At 53.2% G+C, this 22,116-nt stretch carries 20 protein-coding genes; all 20 read right to left on the reverse strand.

Annotated features, from left to right (window positions below; all coding sequences use genetic code 11):
• Positions 1–24 precede the first annotated feature (24 nt).
• Positions 25–720, reverse strand: coding sequence for a glycosyltransferase family 2 protein (locus tag GPICK_RS08535; protein WP_158414165.1), 696 nt, complete (start codon positions 718–720; stop codon positions 25–27).
• Positions 721–958: 238 nt separating this feature from the next.
• Positions 959–2,071 carry a glycosyltransferase family 4 protein gene (locus GPICK_RS08540; protein ID WP_039742221.1) on the reverse strand — a complete coding sequence of 371 codons (1,113 nt, stop codon included), beginning with the start codon at positions 2,069–2,071 and terminating at the stop codon, positions 959–961.
• Between the two features lie 92 nt (positions 2,072–2,163).
• A complete protein-coding gene (locus GPICK_RS08545; protein ID WP_052263365.1) occupies positions 2,164–3,066 on the reverse strand; it encodes a glycosyltransferase family A protein in 903 nt (300 codons plus the stop codon).
• 7 nt (positions 3,067–3,073) lie between these two features.
• Positions 3,074–3,940 carry a decaprenyl-phosphate phosphoribosyltransferase gene (locus GPICK_RS08550; protein ID WP_039742224.1) on the reverse strand — a complete coding sequence of 289 codons (867 nt, stop codon included), beginning with the start codon at positions 3,938–3,940 and terminating at the stop codon, positions 3,074–3,076.
• Positions 3,941–3,961: 21 nt separating this feature from the next.
• Entirely contained in the window at positions 3,962–4,879 is a 918-nt protein-coding gene (locus GPICK_RS08555; protein WP_039742227.1) for an ABC transporter ATP-binding protein, read from the reverse strand.
• 125 nt (positions 4,880–5,004) lie between these two features.
• Positions 5,005–5,850 (reverse strand): hypothetical protein, encoded by an 846-nt coding sequence (locus GPICK_RS08560; RefSeq protein ID WP_039745541.1) that lies wholly within the window; start codon positions 5,848–5,850, stop codon positions 5,005–5,007.
• Positions 5,851–5,874: 24 nt separating this feature from the next.
• Positions 5,875–6,666 carry a membrane protein gene (locus tag GPICK_RS08565; RefSeq protein WP_039742229.1) on the reverse strand — a complete coding sequence of 264 codons (792 nt, stop codon included), beginning with the start codon at positions 6,664–6,666 and terminating at the stop codon, positions 5,875–5,877.
• Entirely contained in the window at positions 6,654–8,570 is a 1,917-nt protein-coding gene (locus tag GPICK_RS08570; protein ID WP_144400071.1) for a tetratricopeptide repeat protein, read from the reverse strand. The genes GPICK_RS08565 and GPICK_RS08570 overlap by 13 nt, the downstream gene beginning before the upstream one ends.
• A 75-nt stretch (positions 8,571–8,645) precedes the next feature.
• Positions 8,646–8,975, reverse strand: a complete 330-nt coding sequence (locus GPICK_RS08575) for a hypothetical protein (RefSeq protein WP_039742234.1) — start codon at positions 8,973–8,975, stop codon at positions 8,646–8,648.
• A gap of 38 nt (positions 8,976–9,013) precedes the next feature.
• Positions 9,014–9,226: a type IV pilin protein gene (locus GPICK_RS18025; protein ID WP_039742239.1), complete on the reverse strand. Its 213-nt coding sequence runs from the start codon at positions 9,224–9,226 to the stop codon at positions 9,014–9,016.
• A 222-nt stretch (positions 9,227–9,448) separates the two neighbouring features.
• Entirely contained in the window at positions 9,449–10,828 is a 1,380-nt protein-coding gene (locus GPICK_RS08585) for a sigma-54-dependent transcriptional regulator (protein ID WP_039742241.1), read from the reverse strand.
• A gap of 35 nt (positions 10,829–10,863) precedes the next feature.
• Positions 10,864–12,504, reverse strand: a complete 1,641-nt coding sequence (locus GPICK_RS08590; RefSeq protein ID WP_039742244.1) for a two-component system sensor histidine kinase NtrB — start codon at positions 12,502–12,504, stop codon at positions 10,864–10,866.
• Positions 12,505–12,506: 2 nt separating this feature from the next.
• Positions 12,507–13,724, reverse strand: coding sequence for a type II secretion system F family protein (locus tag GPICK_RS08595; protein ID WP_039742246.1), 1,218 nt, complete (start codon positions 13,722–13,724; stop codon positions 12,507–12,509).
• Positions 13,725–13,754: 30 nt separating this feature from the next.
• Positions 13,755–14,852, reverse strand: coding sequence for a type IV pilus twitching motility protein PilT (locus GPICK_RS08600; protein WP_039742249.1), 1,098 nt, complete (start codon positions 14,850–14,852; stop codon positions 13,755–13,757).
• Between the two features lie 14 nt (positions 14,853–14,866).
• On the reverse strand, positions 14,867–16,573 hold the full coding sequence (pilB, locus tag GPICK_RS08605; protein ID WP_039742252.1) for a type IV-A pilus assembly ATPase PilB: 1,707 nt from the start codon (positions 16,571–16,573) through the stop codon (positions 14,867–14,869).
• Between the two features lie 63 nt (positions 16,574–16,636).
• Positions 16,637–17,497 (reverse strand): shikimate dehydrogenase, encoded by an 861-nt coding sequence (gene aroE, locus GPICK_RS08610; RefSeq protein ID WP_039742254.1) that lies wholly within the window; start codon positions 17,495–17,497, stop codon positions 16,637–16,639.
• A gap of 2 nt (positions 17,498–17,499) precedes the next feature.
• Positions 17,500–19,362 (reverse strand): glycosyltransferase family 117 protein, encoded by a 1,863-nt coding sequence (locus GPICK_RS08615; RefSeq protein ID WP_039742256.1) that lies wholly within the window; start codon positions 19,360–19,362, stop codon positions 17,500–17,502.
• A gap of 1 nt (position 19,363) precedes the next feature.
• On the reverse strand, positions 19,364–20,143 hold the full coding sequence (locus tag GPICK_RS08620; protein ID WP_039742258.1) for a class I SAM-dependent methyltransferase: 780 nt from the start codon (positions 20,141–20,143) through the stop codon (positions 19,364–19,366).
• On the reverse strand, positions 20,140–21,150 hold the full coding sequence (locus tag GPICK_RS08625; protein ID WP_039742260.1) for a lysylphosphatidylglycerol synthase transmembrane domain-containing protein: 1,011 nt from the start codon (positions 21,148–21,150) through the stop codon (positions 20,140–20,142). The genes GPICK_RS08620 and GPICK_RS08625 overlap by 4 nt, the downstream gene beginning before the upstream one ends.
• On the reverse strand, positions 21,147–22,115 hold the full coding sequence (locus GPICK_RS08630; protein WP_039742261.1) for a bifunctional riboflavin kinase/FAD synthetase: 969 nt from the start codon (positions 22,113–22,115) through the stop codon (positions 21,147–21,149). Before GPICK_RS08630 ends, GPICK_RS08625 begins: the two co-directional genes overlap by 4 nt.
• Between the last annotated feature and the right edge of the window lies 1 nt (position 22,116).

A 22,116-nucleotide genomic window follows, 5' to 3' on the forward strand; every position in this document is an offset into this window, starting at 1 on the left:
TCATGACTCGATAGGTGAAACCACCTAATATCTTCTGCCGAACAGGCGAAAGACCTTCCTGAGCAGATACTTCTGAGATACCCGCAAATAGTTCAGTATGCCAGCGCCATCCTGAGACTGGTTGGCGAAGAATTCCTCCTGATAGAAGGAACGGATCTGCTCCATGCTGGCCCCGGCATGAAAGTCGACGAGAATCCGGTCCAGGAAAAGGAAGCGGTAAAGTTGTAAACACCTCAACCAGAATTCGTAATCCATGCGAATCGTGAAATCGAGATTGTACAACCCGACCCGCTCATACACGTCACGGCGCACGAAACTTGCCTGGTGCGAAATCATGGATCTTACCCTGAGAGCATCTGAGTTATTCAGCATTTTCGGCGGTACCGTAGACGTCTCAAAACGGGCAAAACCGGTAATTATCGGTTTTGTACAGAAATCGCTAATAAAACTGAGTACTTTGGGATCAATGAGGATATCTCCAGAGTTGAGCATTTGGATGTATTCACCCGTCGACAGAGCGATCCCCTTGTTGAAGGCGTCGCTTATCCCTCGGTCCGGTTCGCTGACCCAGTAATCTATATGCTCGTCATAGCGACGGATAACCTCAAGCGTGTCATCGGATGAGCCGCCATCAATCACTATGTATTCGTAGTCTTCGTACTCCTGAGCGATGACGCTTTCAATGGTTCTGACAATCTTGCGTGCGTCGTTCTTGACCACGGTAATGATGCTGAACCTTGGAGCCTCCGGACGCCCCCTCCGCCGCCTCCCTCCTCCGCACAACAAGCGGTTCTCCCTGGATACACTCCCATAGTCATCACAGGTCACCGGCGACGGTGTGCCGCAAGTATAGTTTCGTGCGAGCATTACCAATCAAACTCCATCGTCCTTTGAAACAAAGCTTCCAGAAAAAACATCAACGCCCTCGATTATCTATCAGAAAGAGCAGGCCCCATACTCACACCCCGAGGGTCCGGCGGTACAAAGCCATGGTTTCGGTGGCGCATTTATCCCATGAAAAGAGCGCTGCACGTCTACGCCCATGAAGAGTCAGTTCCGCACGTTTTGATTCCGATAACGCCAGATACTCTAAAACCTCCCTGATCGACTCCGGGTCATAGGGGTCAAAGTAAAGGGCAGCATCACCTGCCACCTCGGGGAGAGAGCCTGTATTGCTGCACGCAACGGGACATCCTGAATACATCGCCTCCAGCAGAGGTATCCCGAATCCCTCGTATTTTGACGGACAGACGTACGCCGTAGCCTGTCGGTAAAGCGCAAAGAGGATCAAATCACTACAGCCGGCGTAAACGACACTCCCCTCCCTACCCCCATACTTCTTCAGCGCCAAGAGTTCGTCCACATCAAACGCCCCCCCGCCGAAACAGACCAAAGCGAATTCTTTCGAGAGCCATGGAGATGTTGCATAGGCCCGCAACAATCCTTCAAAGTTCTTATGCTTTTTCCGATCTCCCACGTACAGCAGGAATGGCCGATCCGGCATGACTGTCGTGGGTGCTGGCAGATCCCCCCCCGAGGTCGGATTGAAACCGTGATGAACAACAGCGACCTTCGATTCCGGCAGGTCGAAATACTCGAGCAGGTCCCTGCGGGTGCTCTCGGAGACACAAATGATCTGATCAGCACGGCGTATGGCTGCTTTTTTCCTCAAAACCGTGTCATCGTTGGAGGGGAAAAGCGCTCGGAACCGTTCATGAATCATGTCGTGGACAGTCAACACCACCACCTTGCGTCGCAGCGGTATTGTGCGAAGTTGATAATACGTCTCATGCAGGAGATCAGCTCCGGCAAATCGGTCCACCAGCGGAGAGGAGATCCAATTTACTGCCCGGTATATGCGGCGGTTCTCCGGCGCCCCCGGCAGTGGAAACCCTCGCACAAAGCTATCCTCAGGACGGAGATAGCGGTTCTTATAGAGCGGGGCAAGCACCTTCGAAGAAAATCCGTCGGCTCTATTCACCCTCTGGGCCAGTTCGTAGATGTACCGCGAAATCCCGCCATAGAGCTGGTCCACGAAGATCTGGAAATCATAGCAGACCGTAACCCCCATTATGTGGACCCCCTCAGGTGACTGCTGCAGAACTCCAGCATAAGGCTCTTCTCATTATTCCCGTTGCATAGTGGAGTCAGTGTCAGATCCGCTCATCCGTACAGCTGTTCCTTGTTCCCCCGGACACCATCAAGAACGCCACTCAGGAAACCTACGCCGAAGCGCCCCTGCTCCTTGAAACGCCGCGCCGGTAACAATATCAACGGCGCATGGCGGGCACAGTTTGCCAGCAGCAATAGCCAAACCGGCCAAGAGTAACGCCCCTTCAGGCCGAAAAACGAGAAACCTACGGCCCGGGGCTTACGGGTATTAGGGACCAGAAGCGGCGGGTGATAGTAATCAAGATCATCTGTCTCCAAAGACCGCTTGCCGGCAATGGTGAAGCGGGTCACAAACTCGACATCCTCCTGACCGACAAAATGACTCATGAACCCATTAAGCTCCTGAAGGACCTCCCGGCGGTATGCCGTACAGCGGCTGGTCATAAACCAGGGATCGTGATAATCAAAGCGGTCTTCGAGGCACGCATAAGAGGCGTGGCCATGGGGCACCACAGCATCCGCGGAACCGTTAGCGGCAAAGATACTATCGAGGACTTTCAGAAACTCTGGTTGTAACAGAACCGTGTCATCATCAAGGAAAAGGACAATCTCTCCCCGCGACCGCGCGAGACCGAAATTTCTGGAATACCCCATGAGACCGTACTGCCTGTCAAGAGGGGCATAAACAATGGGAAGGAACGCGGCAAACCTTTCAGCCAAAATCCGCCCCTCCGGAGTGCCTCCGCGGTCTTCGATCAATATGACCTCAAAGTTTTCACGAGGAAAATCCTGTTGCACCAGAGACCAGAGAATCCCTTCAAGAACGTTCAGCCTGCCGTAGAAATTGATGATGCAGGAAATCCTGATACCGCCCCTTGCCGGCGAAACGGGGCAATCCCCATGCAGATCAAAGGGGAAGAGCTTGTAAAGGCCTTGCAGAATTGCAGTCCGCATTGGAATCCTAGAAATAGAGTCGCCAGCCAATGATGGCTGCCCATGTCAAACTCACCAGGAGTAGTGGCACATCCTTCAGCAGTGACTCAGTGGGATCGCCACTCTGGCCGGACTTAACACGAAAGATGTACCGTAACAAGCCAAAGCAGCAAAGGGGGACCGTGTAGAACAAATGGCTTCGGGAAAGGGTGTACATGCTATAGGTGACAAGTACGGCACCTCCCGTCAGATACATGGCTCCATCCAAAAAACCGTCAGGGTAACCGGCGAGGCTTTTGCGGTGGCATTTCGCCTCATTTCCAAGATTGAGTTTTTCGTTCAAGCGCTTGCCGATGCTCAAGAAGAGTGCCAGCAGGAAAACTGTCAGAAAGAGCCAGTCTGAAATAGGTACAGCAAACGCTTCGCCTCCGGCCTCGAGTCTGATTATAAAACCGGTAGCTATGCAAAAGATGTCGACCAGTGGCACCGCTTTTAGTTTCAAGGAGTAAAGGGTTGAAACGAGAAGATAAAGAACGAGATAGAGGGAAAACCGTATTGAAACCGAAAACGTGGCAAAGGTCAAACCGGCGCAAAGAAGCAATAGGGCCAAAACGGCTGCTGTAATTTTTGAAATTGTTCCAGAAGGAATCGGACGATATTTCTTGCGTGGATGGTGTTTGTCGTTATCGCTGTCAATAATGTCATTGAGAATATAGGTAGCACTCGAACCCATACAGAAGGCAATAATAGGCATAACACCTTGAAATGGATACTCTATGCTTATGATGCTTCCCGAAAGAAACGATGGAAAGTAGAGCAGCAGGTTTTTAAGCCATTGCTGAGGGCGAAGAATCCTAATATAGTCCAGAAAAAATATACTATTGTTGATAAACATCTTAAACGGTTCTTTCGCAAATTAGTTGGTTTGCTTGTTTACAATATCCAAGAAAAAGGCTTCAAGGTCCTTCCGTTTTGTTTCAATCAGTGTCACCTCTACTGAATTCTGGGTCACCAGCGCCATGAATTCAGTAAACCGTTCCGTAGGAACTAGGTACTCTATGAAGATTTCATTACGTCTCAACACTATGAAACTATTCAGCGAATCATGACTACCAGCGGCCAGTCTGGTCTGTACAACATACCCTTCAATACCGCTTCGCATAATGTTTTCAACACTGTCCAAGGCCATTAAACGCCCCTTAACAAGCACCCCAACTCGGTCGCAGACCTTTTCAACATCATCCGTAATATGCGTGCTGAAAAAAACCGTTTTCCCCCTCTTTTTCAGGTCAAGAATGATTTCTTTTACCAATGCCCTGCCTATTGGGTCCAACCCACTCATGGGTTCATCGAAAATGTACAACTCGGGATCATGGATCAATGTTTGGGCGATTCCCACCCGCTGCACCATACCTTTGCTGTAACCACGCATTGGGCGTTTGCGTGCCTCCCATAACTCAAGCAGCTTCAGCGCTTCATCTATACACCGTGACAACAAATTGTCAGGCATTCCGAACGTTTTTCCGACAAAGTGAAGATATTCGCCGGCGGTGAGATAATCGTAGAAGGCTGGATTTTCGGGCAGGAATCCTGCTTTGACGCGCGATGCAACGCTCCCTATCGGTTCGCCCATGATGGTTGCCGAACCAGATGTAGGACAGACAAGCCCCATGAGGCATTTAATGGTTGTACTTTTGCCAGCGCCGTTGGGACCGAGGAAACCAAAGACCTCGCCGGGGTCGACGGACAGGGACAGCCCTTTCAGGGCCTCAACCACATTATTTCTTTTGCTATTATAGATTTTTGATAACTCATTGATATTAATAGCCTTCATACGAACTTACTCCCGAATAGTGCGACATATACTAGTTATAACCGCCAATTAATTTAATCAGAGACTAGAACCAGAAGAATCATACCCAGAGATAAACTAAGTTTAACAATGACAATATTCATAGTCTACTTTTTGCCGCTAAACGCGAACTTACTAGTGGTTGACACTCGCCCATCTGCCTCGATATAAAATTTACCGCCATATGGATCCAAGGGAGGGGGTGATAGAATACCCATATTCGCCAACTTTTCGACCGTCACGGGTAGGCTTCCTCCCGATTTCAAGTAGCTGTCACGCGCCAGTTCAATCCTACGCACCGCTTTGAACGATGCCAAACGTATCTGATAATTCTTCTTAACCGCTAGATTCCTTACACCTTTTTCCATGGCGGTCAGATAGGCAATTGCAAGTTCCGTCTGTCCAGACTGCTGCAAATAACGTCCCGCCAAAAGCTTTGGCAAATCGGAGCCTGACAGCTCGCCGGCCAATTTGTAATACCTAGCCGCTGATTGAAAATCTCCAAGAAAATAGGAACTGTTGAAACCGGCAAAGAATGGTAGATACCAATCCCAGGTACGGTACTTCATGCCATAGTCAAGCAAGTTGTTGGCCAATTGATATTGATGTATCTCCCAGGTAAGAAAAGACTGAGCAAAATAATAGCCGTCCATGTTATACGGGTCCAACTGCAAGGCACCATGGATAATCCGTGACATCATTTGGTAATCAGGCGGCTCAACCATCACGTTATCCTGGGCTTTCATGGTTATTCCACCATAGTACATCAGGACCTTCGTGATTAATGACGCTCCCATCAATTCCTTATGGTCCGCACTCATTACACGTATAACTTTCAAACTCGGTACATAACCCAACTTTTCCTCGATTGGTTTCTGCTTCATATATAAACTAAATGGACCGATGATGGACCAGTACAGACAAAGTGCAACCATAAATATGATAATAGACATCTGTTGTCGGAATAAAAATGTCACTTAAATTTCCCTCCGCTCAAAGAACAACATTGACAATGACAGTACTATAGCAAGATATACCACGAAATATGCCACTGTCAGTAACACGCCGTTGCCATTTAATGGCAAAGCATAAATTGCATTTACCTTAAGATCGAAGCCTGCCAAATTCGGCAAAATATAGTACAAGATCATCACACATTTTTTCATAAAGGGTGAAAAAGTATTTTCGGCGACTGAGGACCTGATGAAATCATAAACCTGTTGTGATATGGTCCCAGTTAAAAATGCACTTATAGAGCCGAAAATCGGGAGAAAGAAAGAGGTGCTCACCGTAGACAGGGTCATAGCAATCGCCACAAGCAAAATATACTTCAAGGCATCAAATCCGATGCTGACCACTATTATGTGCCAAGCAATCGGTCGAGTGGGCGGATACATGATTGACGCGAACATGATTGATAGACAGGCGGCAACTCCCAACACAAGCGCAGTTAGCGCCATAAACAGAGCAATGCCCAAAAAACGTCCGAGCAAAAACGATGGGCGGCTCAAGGGCAAACTCAGGACACTATAGGAATAACGCCTCTCGATTTCCTTCCAGATCGAAGTAGCCCCCAAGAAAACCGCCAGTAGCAGTAATATAGCGGATATCAGCGACAAGGAAAGGGTGATGGCTAGCTCTGTCACCTGACGCATGGAAAAGGATGCTGCCGAAGGAATGAACAAGAAGAGTATTGCCAACCCTATAATTCCTTGAAATACCCTGTCTCGAAATATACCAATTATAGTTATGCGGCTCATTTCAAACATGATCTGCTCCTGTAATGAGAAATAATTTTATGTATTGCAATATTTGAGGAGGCATCAAGATCGTGATGCATGAGAGCAGTATTGAAAACTGCCTCAGCTGAACTATATTCGCCCAGTCTGTGATATATTTTACCTAATTGATAAAGATCTTCCGGGTTAGTGGTTAGCTCTGTCAGTTTTACGGCATAGCCTTTCATCGCCTTTAAATAGACGGTTTTTTGTTTGTTGTCTTTGTTCATCAGATAACTGTAATAACCGATCATGCCCTGTAGTGCTCCGATACTCTTACCCTTCGATTTTATTAAAATATCACGGTAGATATGCTCCGCCTTATCTTGCTTGCCTTGAATATTAAGTATATCGGCATAGAGAAGATCCATGCGATCGTCGTAATTCACAATTATTTTATACATTTTTTGTGCAGTAAAATATTGATCTATTGCTTCATCGTAATATCCTTTACTGAATAATGCACTCATATACAGCCCGTGAACATTGAGGTTTTGAGGTGATTTTGCCACTGTATCGGCAAGGATAGATACGTTAGTTTGCCAGATCAGATTACGCTGGAAGGTGATTAAAGAGCTTACCAGCAACAGTATGCTGAAAAGGATTAAAACTGTTGGGGCTAAAGCAATCTTTTTCTCAAGCACAACGCACCCGAATGCCAGCAACCAGAATGGCATGGCGAGATAAACGTATCGTTCGGCATAAGGTGTCCAAGCGATGGTTCCGAGTGCCAGAGGCAGCACCGGCAACAAGAGCGCCATGCCTGACAGACCTAATCCAGATAACAAGCTCTTGCGTATTAACAGAAATGTGCACGCCACCATCACAGCGATGCCTATGATACCATAAACAGGGTCAATATCACTTATTGCCAGATTCAGGGGCACCGGGAGAATAAATTTCTTGAAATAAAAGGCAATGGCGCCAAGGAACAGATGTACGGTACGGTTGGGATCCAACAATATCTTATGAAAGGTCTGACCTATTTGGGGAAAACTCGACACAAATGCAAGTTTCCGCGATCCCCAGATAAACATTATCACTAGTAATGACAACAGCAGCAGCATAGAAGCTTTTCTAAAATTATCGGCCATCGTGGAGAACTTCAAAAAGTAGAATCCTCCCGCAATTACAATGATCAGTACGGCAACCAAGCCATTGTAAGTGGCAAATTCAAACAGGACTGCAAGGACACCACAGAGCAAAAAGCCCGCCTGAAATTTTTCGTGCTGATGTTCAGTATACGGAACGAGATGGCCACTTTCCAACCCAGCTATCAGTAGTGGTAAGGCCAAAATAAATGCGACAGTTGTCTCCTTGGCCAACCAACTGAACATCATAATTGTCAAGGCGGCAACCATGCCGAACCAATGCATATGCTTGCGGGAGACAATAAACAGGCAAACGCCCGGCAACAAAATTGCTCCAGCCAGCAGATCAGTTCGTCCGGATATCCAGTTGATCGACTCAGTGGCCAATGGATGAACCGAAAACAGCAATGTCGAGCAAAAGGCAACCACCCCGCCATGCGGCCTTTGCCGAAACAATATCCTTCCTAACCAGAGCATTGACAAGGCAATACAAAGATGGAGCAGAACATTTTCAAGATGCATGGTTGTTGGTGCCAAATCCCATGCGATCTTGTCAAATTGAAAACTTAGGCCGATCAAGGGGCGGTAGTAACCTCCATGATGAGCCCGGGGAAAGAAAATATCCTGTATATTAAATACGCTGGAGTTGAAAAGAGAGGTGATCATCTCCTGATCGTCAAGGAGGGATATTTCTGAGAAGAGGGTTGGATAATAGAGCAGAAGAATAATCCCAGAAATGAGCAATATCTGTATGTGAACTCTCGTCAAAGAGGCTTTCAGATCATTCATCATAGTGGCTTCCATCTTCCCCTGTTATCATGCTTCAAAAAAAAAGGGTTGATTTTCATCAACCCTTTTCCACCTATCATAATAGTGAAATTACAGAGTGGTGTAGCCAGTCGGTACAGTTGTCGCAGGAGCACCGGCACTCCCGATGCTGACAGATGCTTGTGATCCGGCTGTCTTCGTGTTGAAATAAATCTTGGAATCACCATTCATACCGAAGAAAATCCGATTGCCACTCAGATGCTGGGAAGTGGCGGCATAAGCAGAGTTAGAAGCCCAAGCGTCCACCTGCACGTTGGACGAGGGAGTGAAGGTTGTAGTAGTACCTAGTGTGGTACTGGTGGTGATCGGCGCTGCATATGCCGCAGCACCGACCGCTATGGTAAGCACGCTTACGAAGGATAGTACCATCAGATTTTTCATATTACTGCTCCTTTCAAAAGTTTAACTTTGACCAATGGTTAAATATTCGGATAGGACTGAGTGTCTGTATAGGCAGCTTCCATAGCAGTCTTGAAGTTGCGCAAGTCACTTTGGGCGGCGCTGTTGTAACTCTTGGCGCGGTATGCAGTGAACTGCGGAATCGCAATGGCCGCCAGGATACCGATGATAGCTACGACGATCAGCAACTCGATGAGGGTAAAGCCTTTTTTACTTCTCAGTTTCTGTAACATGTTTGACTCCTTTCTTTGTGCTGCTTCAGCGGTTGTGAATTTGGATAGCTTGGCCAATTATCCGTTTAATCCTTAAACGTTGTCATTCTATGAGCAAAAGGTGGGCCAAAATCACCCATCCAACAATTTCAAGCTGTTACTGCGTAACCACCGCCGTTTTCAAAAAAACCAACCGCCACTCCTCCTCATTTCGTCACCAAGTCTGACAGAATTTGTCACCATCTATTCTTCATCCATCCCAAATTTGGCCAGGCGATAACGAAACGACCTGAAGGTCAGCCCCAGCAGCTCCGCAGCCTTTTTCTTCACTCCTCCACAGCGCTCGAGGGCCTGCAAGAGGATCTTCTTCTCGATCTCGTCCAAATAACCCTCCAGGTTCATTCCCTCTGGAGGAATCACAATTTCGTCGCACGACGTTGACGAGAGTTGTGACTGAGCCCCTTTGATCTGAGTAGGAAGAGATTCCACGTCGATCTCGCGGTTGCCCAGGACTGCGCACCGCTCCACAAGATTTTCGAGTTCGCGGACGTTGCCGGGGAAGTTGTAGGACATGAGCAGCTTAAGGGCCCCAGGGGTGATAATCTCCACGCCCGATGCAGCCGGGACGTGCTTCCGGAAAAAATGCTCCACGAGTTGAGGGATGTCTTCGTTTCGATCCCGAAGCGGCGGCATCTGGATTTGCACCACATTCAACCGGTAAAACAAGTCCTCGCGAAACGATCCTTCGCGGACCTGCTCTTCAAGATTGCGGTTCGAGGCAGCGACGATCCGCACATCGGCCTTCTGGTCCGCGATTCCCCCAACCCTCCGGAATTCCTTTTCCTGCAGAACACGCAGGAGTTTGGCCTGAAGCTGGAGCGGCACCTCGCCGATCTCGTCGAGAAAGAGGGTCCCTCCCCCAGCCTGCTCGAAGAGTCCGGCGCGATCATTGATTGCCCCGGTGAAGGCGCCTTTCTTGTGGCCGAACAGTTCGCTCTCCATGAGCGTTTCAGGAATTGCCCCGCAGTTCACCGCCACAAATGGTTTGTCCTTGCGCGAACTATTATAGTGGATGGCCCGCGCAACCAGTTCCTTGCCGGTACCGCTTTCACCGAGAACGAGGACGTTGGCCATGCTGGGCGCCACCTTCTCGATGAGCTCGTAGAGCTCACGCATCTTCTTGCTCTTGCCGAGGAGGCCGCTGAAACTGTACCGTTCCTGCACCTCCTGACGGAGCCGCTGGTTCTCCCGCTTGAGATCACGTTTCTCCAGGGCGTTCCGGACAAGGATCTTTACCTCTTCCACCTTGAACGGCTTGGCAATGTAATCATAGGCGCCGAGCTTCATCGCCTCGACGGCCTGTTCCGCGGTCGAAAAAGCGGTCATCATCAACACGGCGGTCTCAGGAGTGGCATCCTTGATCTTTCCGAGCAACTGGATGCCATCGAGCCCTGGCATCTGCACGTCGGAGATCACGAGATCATAAGAATTTGCCTCCAGAAATTCGAGGGCCGTCTCCGCACTTTCAGCCTGATCCACCGCGTATCCTTCCCGCTCAAGGAGGATGGCGAGAAATTCACGCATGCTCAACTCATCATCGACTACCAAAACCCTTATTTCCACAATTGTTCTCCGGTGCTGTTCGCGACTATGCTCTATCAACGTCGGGCAGGAAGATAGATGGTGAACTCCGTCCCCCTCCCCTGTTCACTCCTGACGGCTATTCTCCCTCCGTGGGCCTCGACTATGCGATAGACGGTGGCAAGGCCAAGACCTGTCCCACCTGTCTTGGTGGTATAAAAGGGCTCAAACACATGGGATATGAGTTCGTCACTCATGCCGCATCCCGTATCCCGGATGGCGATCCGGGAGGTCTGGCGACGCTCGCCACTGGGCCGGACTTCATCTTCACTCTGACCAGAGACCGACACCGTACCACCCTGGGGCATCGCATCGGCCGCATTCACGAGCAGGTTCCAGAGCACCTGGCGAAACAGGTCAGGGTCAACGGTAAGCATCAGGTGAGGGTCAACGCTGTTCTCTATCCCGGTCCGCACAAAACGTTTATCGGTGCGAAGCAGTGACCTGATCTCATCGACCATCGAGCAAAGATTGATCGATGACGGCGCGGGGCGGGTGGGTCGGGCATAGGCCAGGAAATCTTCGATGAGGTGGTTCAAACGATCTGCTTCCCTCAAGACTATACCGAAGAGACGCTGGTCATTCTCCTGAACCCCTTCTCCCGCGGCAATGAGCTGAACTGAGCCACTGATCGAGGCCAGGGGATTGCGGATCTCGTGGGCGATGCGCGCGGCCAGCTCACCAATCGCCGCCAGACGGTCTGCCCGTTTGAGACTCTCCTCCATCCGCTTGAGCTTCGTAAGATCCTGAAAGTTAATCAGTACCCCCGCCTCTGTAGACGAAGACCCGGCAAGAGGGGCACTGCTGAATCCGATAACCAGCATCCTCCCATCATTCGCCTTGTACTCGAATTCACCGCGCTTCACCTCATGAATGGTCGACGCGTAGTGACGAAATCCGGGAAGGAGATCAAAGAGCGTGCGGTCGTACGCATCCTCTTGCGTTACACCGGTCATCACCTCCGCATAGCGGTTGAACACCCGGATTTTCCCATCACGGGTTATTGTTACCAGACCACTGTTGAGGTTCGAGACGATGGCACTATTGAGACGCTCAAGCTCCTCATAATCTATGGCCCTCTGCTTCAGCTCGGACTCGCTGCGCACTGCCCGTTCGGCAAGATACCCGGTGAGGAGGGCGGTCAGGTAAAAGGCGAGGATGTTGATGAACAGGGTGTAGAAGATGTAGGTTGTGCCATACTGAAGTGCGGCAACGGGACTCAACCCGATGGCGACAAGTCTCCCGTAGTACTGGAGGTCGATGATCGCACCATAGAGGATAACACAGAGTGAGGCAGTATAAAGGGCCTCGCGACGCGCGATGAGAATGCTCGCATTCGTGATGGCGAGCAGATAGAGGAAAGAAAACGGACTACCAATACCACCGGTAAAGATGATCAGAACCGTGACAAAGAGGATGTCCCAGATAATCTGAATGTAGGTCAGGGATTGATTGTAACTTCTGACTATCCTCACAAACAGCAGAGAGAGGATGGAAACGCCGTAGGTGGCAATTATGAGTTTGGTGATGCCGTCAAGGGCTTCTTCACCAAGGGTACCGTTTCCCTTTATCTTCAGAACCAGCGTGGATGCCAGAAAAAGCGTAACAACAGCCACCCGGGCACAAATGAACCACAGAAGACGCCTCGTTTGGGCCATTATCAACCGCCAACTGCACCGGCAAGCTTGAATATCGGCAGGTACATGGCTACGACGAGTCCGCCGACCGTAGTGCCGAGAAACACCATCAGAAGTGGTTCCATCATGGCCGTCATGGCCCCGACCGCTTCATCGACCTCATCGTCGTAGAAGTCGGCAATCTTGGTCAGCATTGCGTCCATGGCACCGGTCGCCTCACCGACGGAGATCATCTGCACGACCATGGGGGGGAAGATCCCGCACTCCTGTAGCGGCTCAGCCATGGTCTTTCCTTCGGAAATCGCCTGTCGAACCCTGAAGATTGCCTCTTCGACGATCTTGTTGCCCGCCGTCTTGGCAACGATCTCAAGGCCGTCCATGATCGGGACGCCACTGGAGATCATGGTGCCGAGGGTACGGGTGAACTTGGCAACGGAAACCTTGCGGATCAGGGGGCCGGCAATGGGGGCCTTGAGTGCAAGGGCATCAATGACCTTCCTCCCCTTCGGCGTCGCGTAATATTTCTTGACCGCCATGACAACGGCGAATATCAGACCGATGATCAAAATGATATATTTGACGATGAAATTGCTGAGCGCAATGACGAACTTGGTCGGTGCCGGCAGTTCGCCCCCGAAATCGGCAAACATCTTGGCGAAGGTCGGGATAACAAAAATCAGGATGACGCCAACGACGATCACCGCGATCGACATGATGGTCGTCGGGTAGACCATGGCCCCCTTAATCTGCTTCTTGAGCTTCATCGCCTTTTCGATGTACGCCGCCAGACGGTTCAGGATCGTATCGAGAATACCGCCGATTTCACCGGCGGCGACAAGGTTGACATAGAGATTGTCAAACACCTTCGGATGTTTGGAGAGGGCATCGGCAAAGGTGGACCCCCCCTCGACCGTCTCCTTGACCTTGACGAGAACCTCCTTGAAGGTCTTGTTCTCTTGCTGACTGGAGAGGATGTCAAGGCACTGGACGAGGGGAAGACCGGAATCGATCATGGTGGCAAACTGTCGCGTAAAAACGACAAGATCCTTGGTTTCGACCTTCTTCCCGAAACCAGAGAACTTCAGCTCCATGCTGAGTCCTCTACCCTCTTCCTTGACCGAAATATTGGTGAACCCGTACTTTTTGAGCTGGGATTCGACGAGAGCGGAGCTCGCAGCCTCCATGACCCCCTTTTGTGTCGAACCGGTCCGGCTTCTGGCTTCCCAATTGAATTTTGGCATTGCCGTCCTCCTGGGCGTCACTTCGCCCGCTTATCTCATGGTTGGACGCGGTCCCTGGGGCCTCATCCCGCTTGTGAGCATCTGTTTAAGTTCATCCGGATCCGATGAGCGTGCCATCGCCACATCCATGGCAACGAGGCGTTTCTGAAGCAGACTGTACAGCGACTGGTTCATGGTCTGCATCCCGAACTTCTCCTGTCCAACCTGCATCTGCGAGTAGATCTGGTGGATCTTGTCCTCGCGGATCAGGTTGCGGATGGCAGGGTTGGGGACCATGACCTCGAGCGACAGCACCCTCCCCTTGCCGCTGGCCTTGGGGAGCAGTGACTGGGAAATGACTCCTTCCAGGACGAACGAAAGCTGGGCACGGACCTGGGGCTGCTGATACGGGGGAAAGACGTCGACGATACGGTTGATGGTCTGCACACAGGAGTTGGTGTGGAGCGTGGCGAGACAGAGGTGCCCAGTCTCCGCCAGAGTCAGCGCCGCTTCGATGGTTTCCAGGTCCCTGAGTTCTCCGACGAGTACCACGTCCGGGTCCTGACGGAGGATGTACTTGAGGGCGTTCTTGAAGCTCTTAGTGTCCGCACCGACTTCCCGCTGGTTCACGACACAACTCTTGTGGGGATGGAGGTATTCGATCGGATCTTCCACCGTCACGATATGCTCGTGGCGCTCATTGTTGATCTTGTCGATAATGGCGGCGAGCGTCGTCGATTTGCCACTGCCGGTGGGACCGGTCACCAGAATGAGTCCCCGGGGCTTTTCCGCCAGATCCTTGACGACGGGCGGAAGGCCAAGCTCTTCAAAGGTGAGGATCTTGTAGGGGATGACCCGGAAAACCCCGGCAACCGCGCCACGCTGGACGAAGACGTTCCCCCTGAAACGGGAAAGCCCCTTGATGCCGAAGGAGAGATCAAGCTCATTGACTTCCTCGAACTTGTGCTTCTGCTGTTCGGTAAGGATACTGTAACAGAGCTGCTTGGTATCGATCGCGTTCAGGGGGGGCATGTCCAGGGGAATAAGCTTACCATCAACCCGAATTTGAGGAGGGGTGTTAGTGGTAAGGTGGAGGTCGGACCCACCCCGATTCACCAGTTCGGTCAGCAATTGGTGCATGTTTGCCATAGAGTGTAACCCTCCTAGTCGTCAGCCACGGTGACCCGCAGCACCTCTTCGAACGACGTAACCCCTTCCTTGAGCTTGGTGAGTCCCGACTGCCGCATGGTCTTAATGCCGAGCCGCATCGATTCGCGCTTGATCTCTGCCGTATTCGCACCGTTGAGGATCAGCTCCCGAATCTCTTCGAGCATCGGCATCACCTGATAAAAGCCGACCCGCCCCTTGTAGCCGGTGTTATTGCACTTGGCACATCCGGATCCCCTGTAGCAGACATACTCCGGGGCCTCTTCCGGAGGGACCCCGGCGTTGATGAGAGACTGCACCGGGACCTCCTCCACGACCTTACACTCGGAGCAGACCCGCCGGGCAAGGCGCTGCGCAGTAATGAGGTTGACCGCCGAAGCGACGAGGAATGGCTCAATCCCCATATTGAGGAGACGGTTGATAGTGGAAGGCGCATCGTTGGTATGGAGCGTCGAGAGAACCATGTGACCAGTCAAGGCCGCCTTGATGCCGATCTCTGCGGTCTCGAAGTCCCGGATCTCGCCGATCATGATAATATCCGGATCCTGACGAAGGAAGGAACGCAACGCCGCCGCAAAGTTGAGCCCGATATCCTCGTGCATCTGCACCTGGTTGATGCCGGCGAAGTTGAACTCGACCGGATCCTCGGCGGTGGAGATATTCTCGGTGACCTTGTTGAGCTCGGAGAGGGCCGAGTAGAGGGAAACCGTCTTGCCGCTCCCCGTAGGGCCGGTAACGAGCACCATGCCGAACGGTTTATGGATGGCCTCCTGAAAATGCTGCAGCGCATCGGGCTCATAGCCGAGCTTTGTCATGTCGAGTTGGAGGTTGGACTTATCCAGAAGCCGGAGTACCACCTTCTCTCCAAACAGTGTCGGAAGCACCGAAACGCGGTAGTCCATATCCTGTCCGCCACCGAGCTTGATCTTGATCCGTCCGTCCTGGGGAAGCCGCCGCTCCGCAATGTCGAGCTCAGCCATGATCTTGATCCGGGAGGTGATGGCGTTCTTGAGCTTCAGCGGGGGTTTCATCACCTCGTACAGCACGCCGTCGATCCGGTATCGGACCCGGAAGCTCCGTTCATAGGGCTCAATATGGATATCGCTCGCCTTTTTCTTGATGGCGTCGGTCAGAATCAGGTTCACGAGCTTGACGACCGGAGCATCTTCGGTGGCCCGCTCCAGCGAAGAGACGTCGACATCCTCATCATCGCCGACGACCTCAAGATCATCCATTTCCAGATCGTTCATGACATCGGCCAGAGACGCCGACTGGTCATAATACTTGTCGATGGCGGTCTTGATGGCCGTTTCGGAGGCAACCACCACCTCGACGTTATAGCCGGTCATGAACTTGATGTCGTCAATGGCGAAGATGTTGGAGGGATCGCTCATGGCGATGATCAGGGTGGCACCCGCCCTGTTCACCGGAACGATCTGGTATTTCTGAGCTACATCGGCAGGGATGATCTTGACAACGGACGGGTCGGCCTCGAACTCGCTCAGATTGATGGAGGGAACCCCGTACTGCTTGGACAGAAACATCGTCAGATCAGGCTCCGCAATGAGACCATTTTTAATAAGAATGGAACCAAGCCTGACCTGTCCCCCGGAACTCTTCTGTTCTTCGAGGGCTTTGGTGAGCTGCTCTTTGGTTATAATGTTATTTCGAACCAGGAGTTCTCCCAGTCTGCTGGCCTGCATAGACACTCCAGTGTAAAATCGGATTCAATCGTAGGGCGACAAAAAACCAATGTCAAGAACTGGTTAGCGCCCCAAGGCAGCCCAAATACGACTCTTCATGACGCCGGATGGCGGCACCTTCCCCGTCCAGATCTCAAGGGAACACTCCCCCTGAGCCACCAGCATCCCGATACCATTTGCACACCGCACCCCTTGGCGGCGTGCCTCCTTGAGCAGAGGGGTCTCCCAGGGGGCGTAGACCATGTCGTATACCGACGCATCGGGCTTCAGGAGGGAGAGATCGAGGCCTTCGAAGACCGTATCCCCCATCCCGACGGACGTAGTATTGACGAGAAGGTCAACTTTTTGGATCTCATCGGTAACAGACGGAGAACCAAGGCCGAACGCAGCAATTTGCGTGCCGCTGAAAAAACTGCGAAACTCCTCCGCGAGCCCCTCCCCCCGTTCAGCGTTCCGGTTGGCAATGAGAACCTGCGCAGCCCCTGCCCGGCAGAGCGACGCAAGCGCCGCGCGCCCCGCCCCCCCCGCTCCCAGAAGAAGGATTCGCGCGCCGGCAGGATCGAATCCCAGGTCATCCCGGAGCGAGTTCAAAAAACCGACTCCGTCGGTATTGTAACCGACGAGGTCATCCCCTTCCCGTTTCACCGTATTGACGGCCCCGATCAAGGCCGCTTCGGGCGCAAGACGGTCGAGGCAGGGGATCACCGCCGTCTTGTGGGGGATGGTGACGTTAAATCCCGCAACCCCCAGCGCCCTCATTCCCCCAATGGCGGCGCCGAGTCCCTCCTCCCGAACGGGGAACGGCACATAGACATAATCGAGCCCCATCTCTTCCAGCGCCGCATTCTGCATGAGCGGGGAAAGGGAGTGCTCCACGGGCCAGCCGATGATGCCGAGGATCCTGGTTTTTCCGGAAATGGTCATGGTCAACGAATCCCGTATGTGGCAAGCAGCTGACTCACCTGCGGGGCCAGCTCGGGGGAAATCGTCGCCGCCTCCCGCAATTCGGCAACCCCCTCTTCGCCTCGGCCGAGACGCAACAGCGTCTCCCCCCCCTCTATCCTGCTGCTCGCATAGATCAGTATCGCCTTGCCGGTGTCCAGATCACGGAATCCCATCTGACTCGTGTATCCCCGAACGCTGTACATCCCCCACACACCATTGTCCGGCGGGATCAAGGACGATGCCCCTCCCTTGACCAACTGGTAGCAGATTCCCCGCTGCTTCAGGCCGTACTCCGTAAACGGCATGGAATAGCGGGTTGAAAAATCGACAAAAACCGGACGCCGGTCGATCTGTTCGGCAATGGCAAGCTTCAGCGCCGCATCGGCAGCAAGGGAATCCGCCGGAACGGAACGCAGAAGGCTTCGGCCGAAGAGGTGGGGAAATGCGTCGAGATACCACCCAAACACCAGATGGGGCGTGTGGAGCAGATCAAGATCCTCGCGCATCCGCTCGGCCCCCTGGAGGTACCAGAGCGGGAACGCGCCACTGTCACCCCACGTGAACAGAACGCTCCCCTGCTGGAGGGAACGGAAGGTGTTGCTGGCGTAATCAAACGCCACGTAGTTTTCGCTCTGGTCATTCTCGTAGTAGTTGAGAGCGCAGATGGCGGAGGGAAGAACGAGAAGGAACACCGCGACCAGAATCTTCACCGGCAAAGAGGCCAGCTTCTCCCGCACGATGCCCGCCATCCCCTTCGAGAGCAGCCAGTGGAGCCCCAGCCCGACGAATACGGCGGTCAACAGGTACAGGGGGGTAAAGAATTCCTCGGTCAGGAATATCATGTCGGTTGGAGCATTGAAGTAACCGACAATGACGAGGAGGGAACAGACCACACCGAAAAGATACGCCAGCACCTCGTCGCGGCGGCTCTTCAGCGAGACGAAGGCACCGATCAAAAACAGTACAAGCCCGGCCCAGGTGAACTCCCGCGGGATATTGAAGGCTGCCAGCTGCTGCCAGAGAAGAGGCAGGTCCCGCACGGGGGGCTCGCTCGGGTATCCCTTGCGCAGCAGGTCCCAGAGGAACTGGTCCAGCGTCTTCGGGTCACCCCAGTTGAGAAGGGGGGAGCGGATCGCCCTGAGCGGGAGGTGAAGCTGAATTGCGAATCCGAAGATGCCAAAGGCAATCGCGATGATGATCTCTTTAACCCTTCCGATGAGGCGCCACTGCTTTGAGAGGATCAGCCAGCCGTAGGCAGGAAGAAGAAGAACGATGGTCTGGTGCGCGCCGGTGGCGAGCCCGCAGATGAAGGCTCCCAGATAGACATAGTGCGGACACTCCTCCCCCCGGTCAAAACGCTCGCGCCAGCGGAGCAGCAGATAAAAGACAACCGCCGCCATGAACGAGACGAGCGGATAGGGTTTGTCGTGGTTCGATTGGAGCCAGAGACGGGCCGAAAAGGCAAAGGTGAGTGCCGCAGCAAGGGAGCATCCCCCGAGGAGGTATGAGGAGCGTGGCTTGCCAGAGGTCTCCGCTTCATGGCTCAGAAGGTAGCGGGTAATGAAGTAGACGCCGAAGCAGGCAGCGGAGGCGGAAACGGCAGTCGCCATATTGGCGCGTAAGGCGATGTTACCGAAGGGGAGCCAGGTAAAGGGCTTGGCGTAATTGATGAAAAGAGGATATCCCGGTGAATGGGCTATGCCGAGGGAATGGATGGCGGTCAGAAACTCGCCGCTGTCGAAGAAGGTGACCGATGGGGCGAGGGTTAGGAGGTAGATCAGCAGAGGCAAGATGACCGCCAGTACTGCGAAGGGATCGACACGCCGAAAGAAGGATGAAAGCATATCAGCTGCCTCGTGTTGCAGAATTCAGAGCAACGGCTAGATAGCCGTTACCCAAATCGGTCCGATAGAAACAACGCTGCAGGAGATAGAACAGAAACATTGTAAAATCGTTGAACAAAAGTCCAAAGAGGATTTCCCCTCCCGGAAGAAGTTTCATTCCACCGCTTTTGGCCGTGCGCTCCTCAATCACCTCTTCCTCCCGGATTTTGCCAGCCACGGCGTGATCGTAAAAAGGTTTCATAAGGTTGTAAATCGGCACTCCGTAGGAATAAATCAAGAGTGGCTTAAACCCGGCCTGTTCGAGAATCTGCCAGAGCTGATCTCGTTCGTAACGCCGGACATGACCGCAGAGTTCGTCGTTGTCACCCCATTTGGCCATATGAGCAGGCACAGTCAATAGCAGGTGCCCTCCCTCAACGATCCTTTCCCTGAGCCCGAGGAGAAATGCTACATCATCGAGGCAGTGCTCCAAGACCTCTGATGCGATCACCACCTCAAACTGCTCGTCAATCTCGCCAAGCTCCGTCTGTTCCACAAAAAAACAGGAGGGATTAACCTTCAATCGGGCCGTAGCCACTGCTTCTGCCGAAAGATCGATTCCTCTGCCGGTGTAGCCGCGTTTACCCAACTCCCGAAGAAGATCCCCTGCGCCGCATCCAACCTCAAGTACACTCCGCGCGGAGATACGCGCCAGAACGTCGAGGATGGCCCGACGTTTGACGAGATAACTGGGGGTCGGGTACCACGTGAGCAAATTAGCGAGGGTATGTGTCTCTGTCACGTGGAAGAGTTGCTCCGTAATGTTTTCAGAGGAACCTTGCCGCGCCAGATGCAGAAGAGTCCGGCAACAATCACCGGGAAAAAATTCACGGCATGGACGACAATTGCCACACTCAGAGCCATTTCGCGCTCAACACCGAACGCGAGAAGCCCAAAGGTGCAGGCGGCATGGTAGGTACCAATAAAGCCGGGCGACGCGGGAACCATCACCGCGAAGACGAGAAGGACCAGGATGAAGACCGACGCCGTAAGTGGCAACGAAATGCCAAAGGCCCGGAGCCCCAGGTCCACCGTCACCGTCGCGATCCCCCACGTCACCAAGGATGTCCAGCAGAGCGCCCACAGATCTCGGGGATGCTTTGACAGTCTGATTCCCCCGATAAAGGCGCCGACGAGCGGGATCACCCGTTCGGCGAATCGCCGGGGAAAGGGTCTCAGACAGAGCTCAAGGAAACGGAGCGTGCCGGTCGTGTTCCGCTTGAGCAGGAGCAGAACGGCAATCGCAACCAGATAGACGGCCAGAGTAATCCACCCCCCCATCACGAGCCCCCGCTGGGCGGCCTCGCTTCCCACCGGAAATCTGACGCCGAAGAGCGCGATCAGCAGCAGCAACAGGACGGTGAAGCCGTCCAGCAGCCGATCGAGCACCAACGTGGCAAAAACGGCGCTCCCCTCGATCTGTTCGCGCTCCGCAAGGGAGTAGGCGCGGACGAACTCTCCGAGCCGCGCCGGGAGCAGGTTGTTCGCCATATACCCGATGAGGGTCGCCGAGAAGAGGTTGCCGAATGCGGCCTTTTTCAATGGCGCCACAAGATACTTCCAGCGTACGGCGCGAAAGAAGTAGCCAAGGAAGGTGGCAAACACCGCCAGGGACAGATACCGCGCGTCGACGCGGCGCAGGGCCGCGAGAAGGTGCCGACCGTCGACATGCCGGAAGAGGACGACAAGCAAGGCGGCGCTGACCGCAAGGCCGAGCCAGAATCGGGCGTCCCTGAGCGTCCCTTTCACGCCGAAACCCCACCAAGATATTCCCGGTATTCGATGATGGTGACATCCGCCAGAATGGAGCGGCACGTCGCCACATCGTCGGCAATGCCCCGCTTCAGCTCCTCGATCCCGGCAAAACGCCGCTCGTCGCGGACCCGGTCGATGAAATATATCCGGATTTCCTCACCATAGATGTCACGGTCAAAATCGAGGATGAAGACTTCGATGCTTTCACGCTCGTTGTCGAACGTGGGATTGTTGCCGATGTTGCACGCCCCGTCGTAAAAGACGGTGCCGATCTTTACCTTGACGGCATACACACCGGCCCGGGGAATCAGCTCTTTTTCCGTGGCGAGATTCGCCGTGGGAAAGCCGAGATCCTTGCCGCGGTGCAGGCCCTGAATCACCCTGCCGCCAATGGAGAAGTGACGGCCGATGAGCCGGACCACTCCGCGCACATCTCCCTCGGCGACCATGCGGCGCACCGCGGTGCTGCTGTAGACGGTTCCCTCGCCGGAAATCTGCTCGAGAACCTCCACCTCGAACCCGAGCGTCTCCCCCAGGCGGCGGAGCAGCGCCACATCTCCCTCGCGGCGCCGGCCAAAGGCATAGTCCGAGCCGATGATGAGCTTGCGGATGCCGATCCGGCCGACGAGAATCTCCTTGACGAACGCCTCGGCGCCGATTGCGGCGAAATCAGCGGTAAACGGCACCGTTATCAGATAATCGATCCCCGATGCCTCGATGAGAAGTTCCTTCTCGGCATAGGTATTGATGAGGCGCAACTCCCGGGGCAGCCCGAGCGCCTTGACGGGATGGGGAACGAAGGTGATGACCACCGACGAGCCTCCGAAAGCCTCGGCATCGCGCTTCACGCGGCGGAAGATCTCCCGGTGGCCGAGGTGAACGCCATCGAAGTTGCCGATGGTCACCACCGCTCCAGGAAGCTGTTCCGATATCTCGTCAATGCTCCTGAAAATTCGCATG

Source organism: Geobacter pickeringii (assembly GCF_000817955.1).
Taxonomy (GTDB): domain Bacteria; phylum Desulfobacterota; class Desulfuromonadia; order Geobacterales; family Geobacteraceae; genus Geobacter; species Geobacter pickeringii.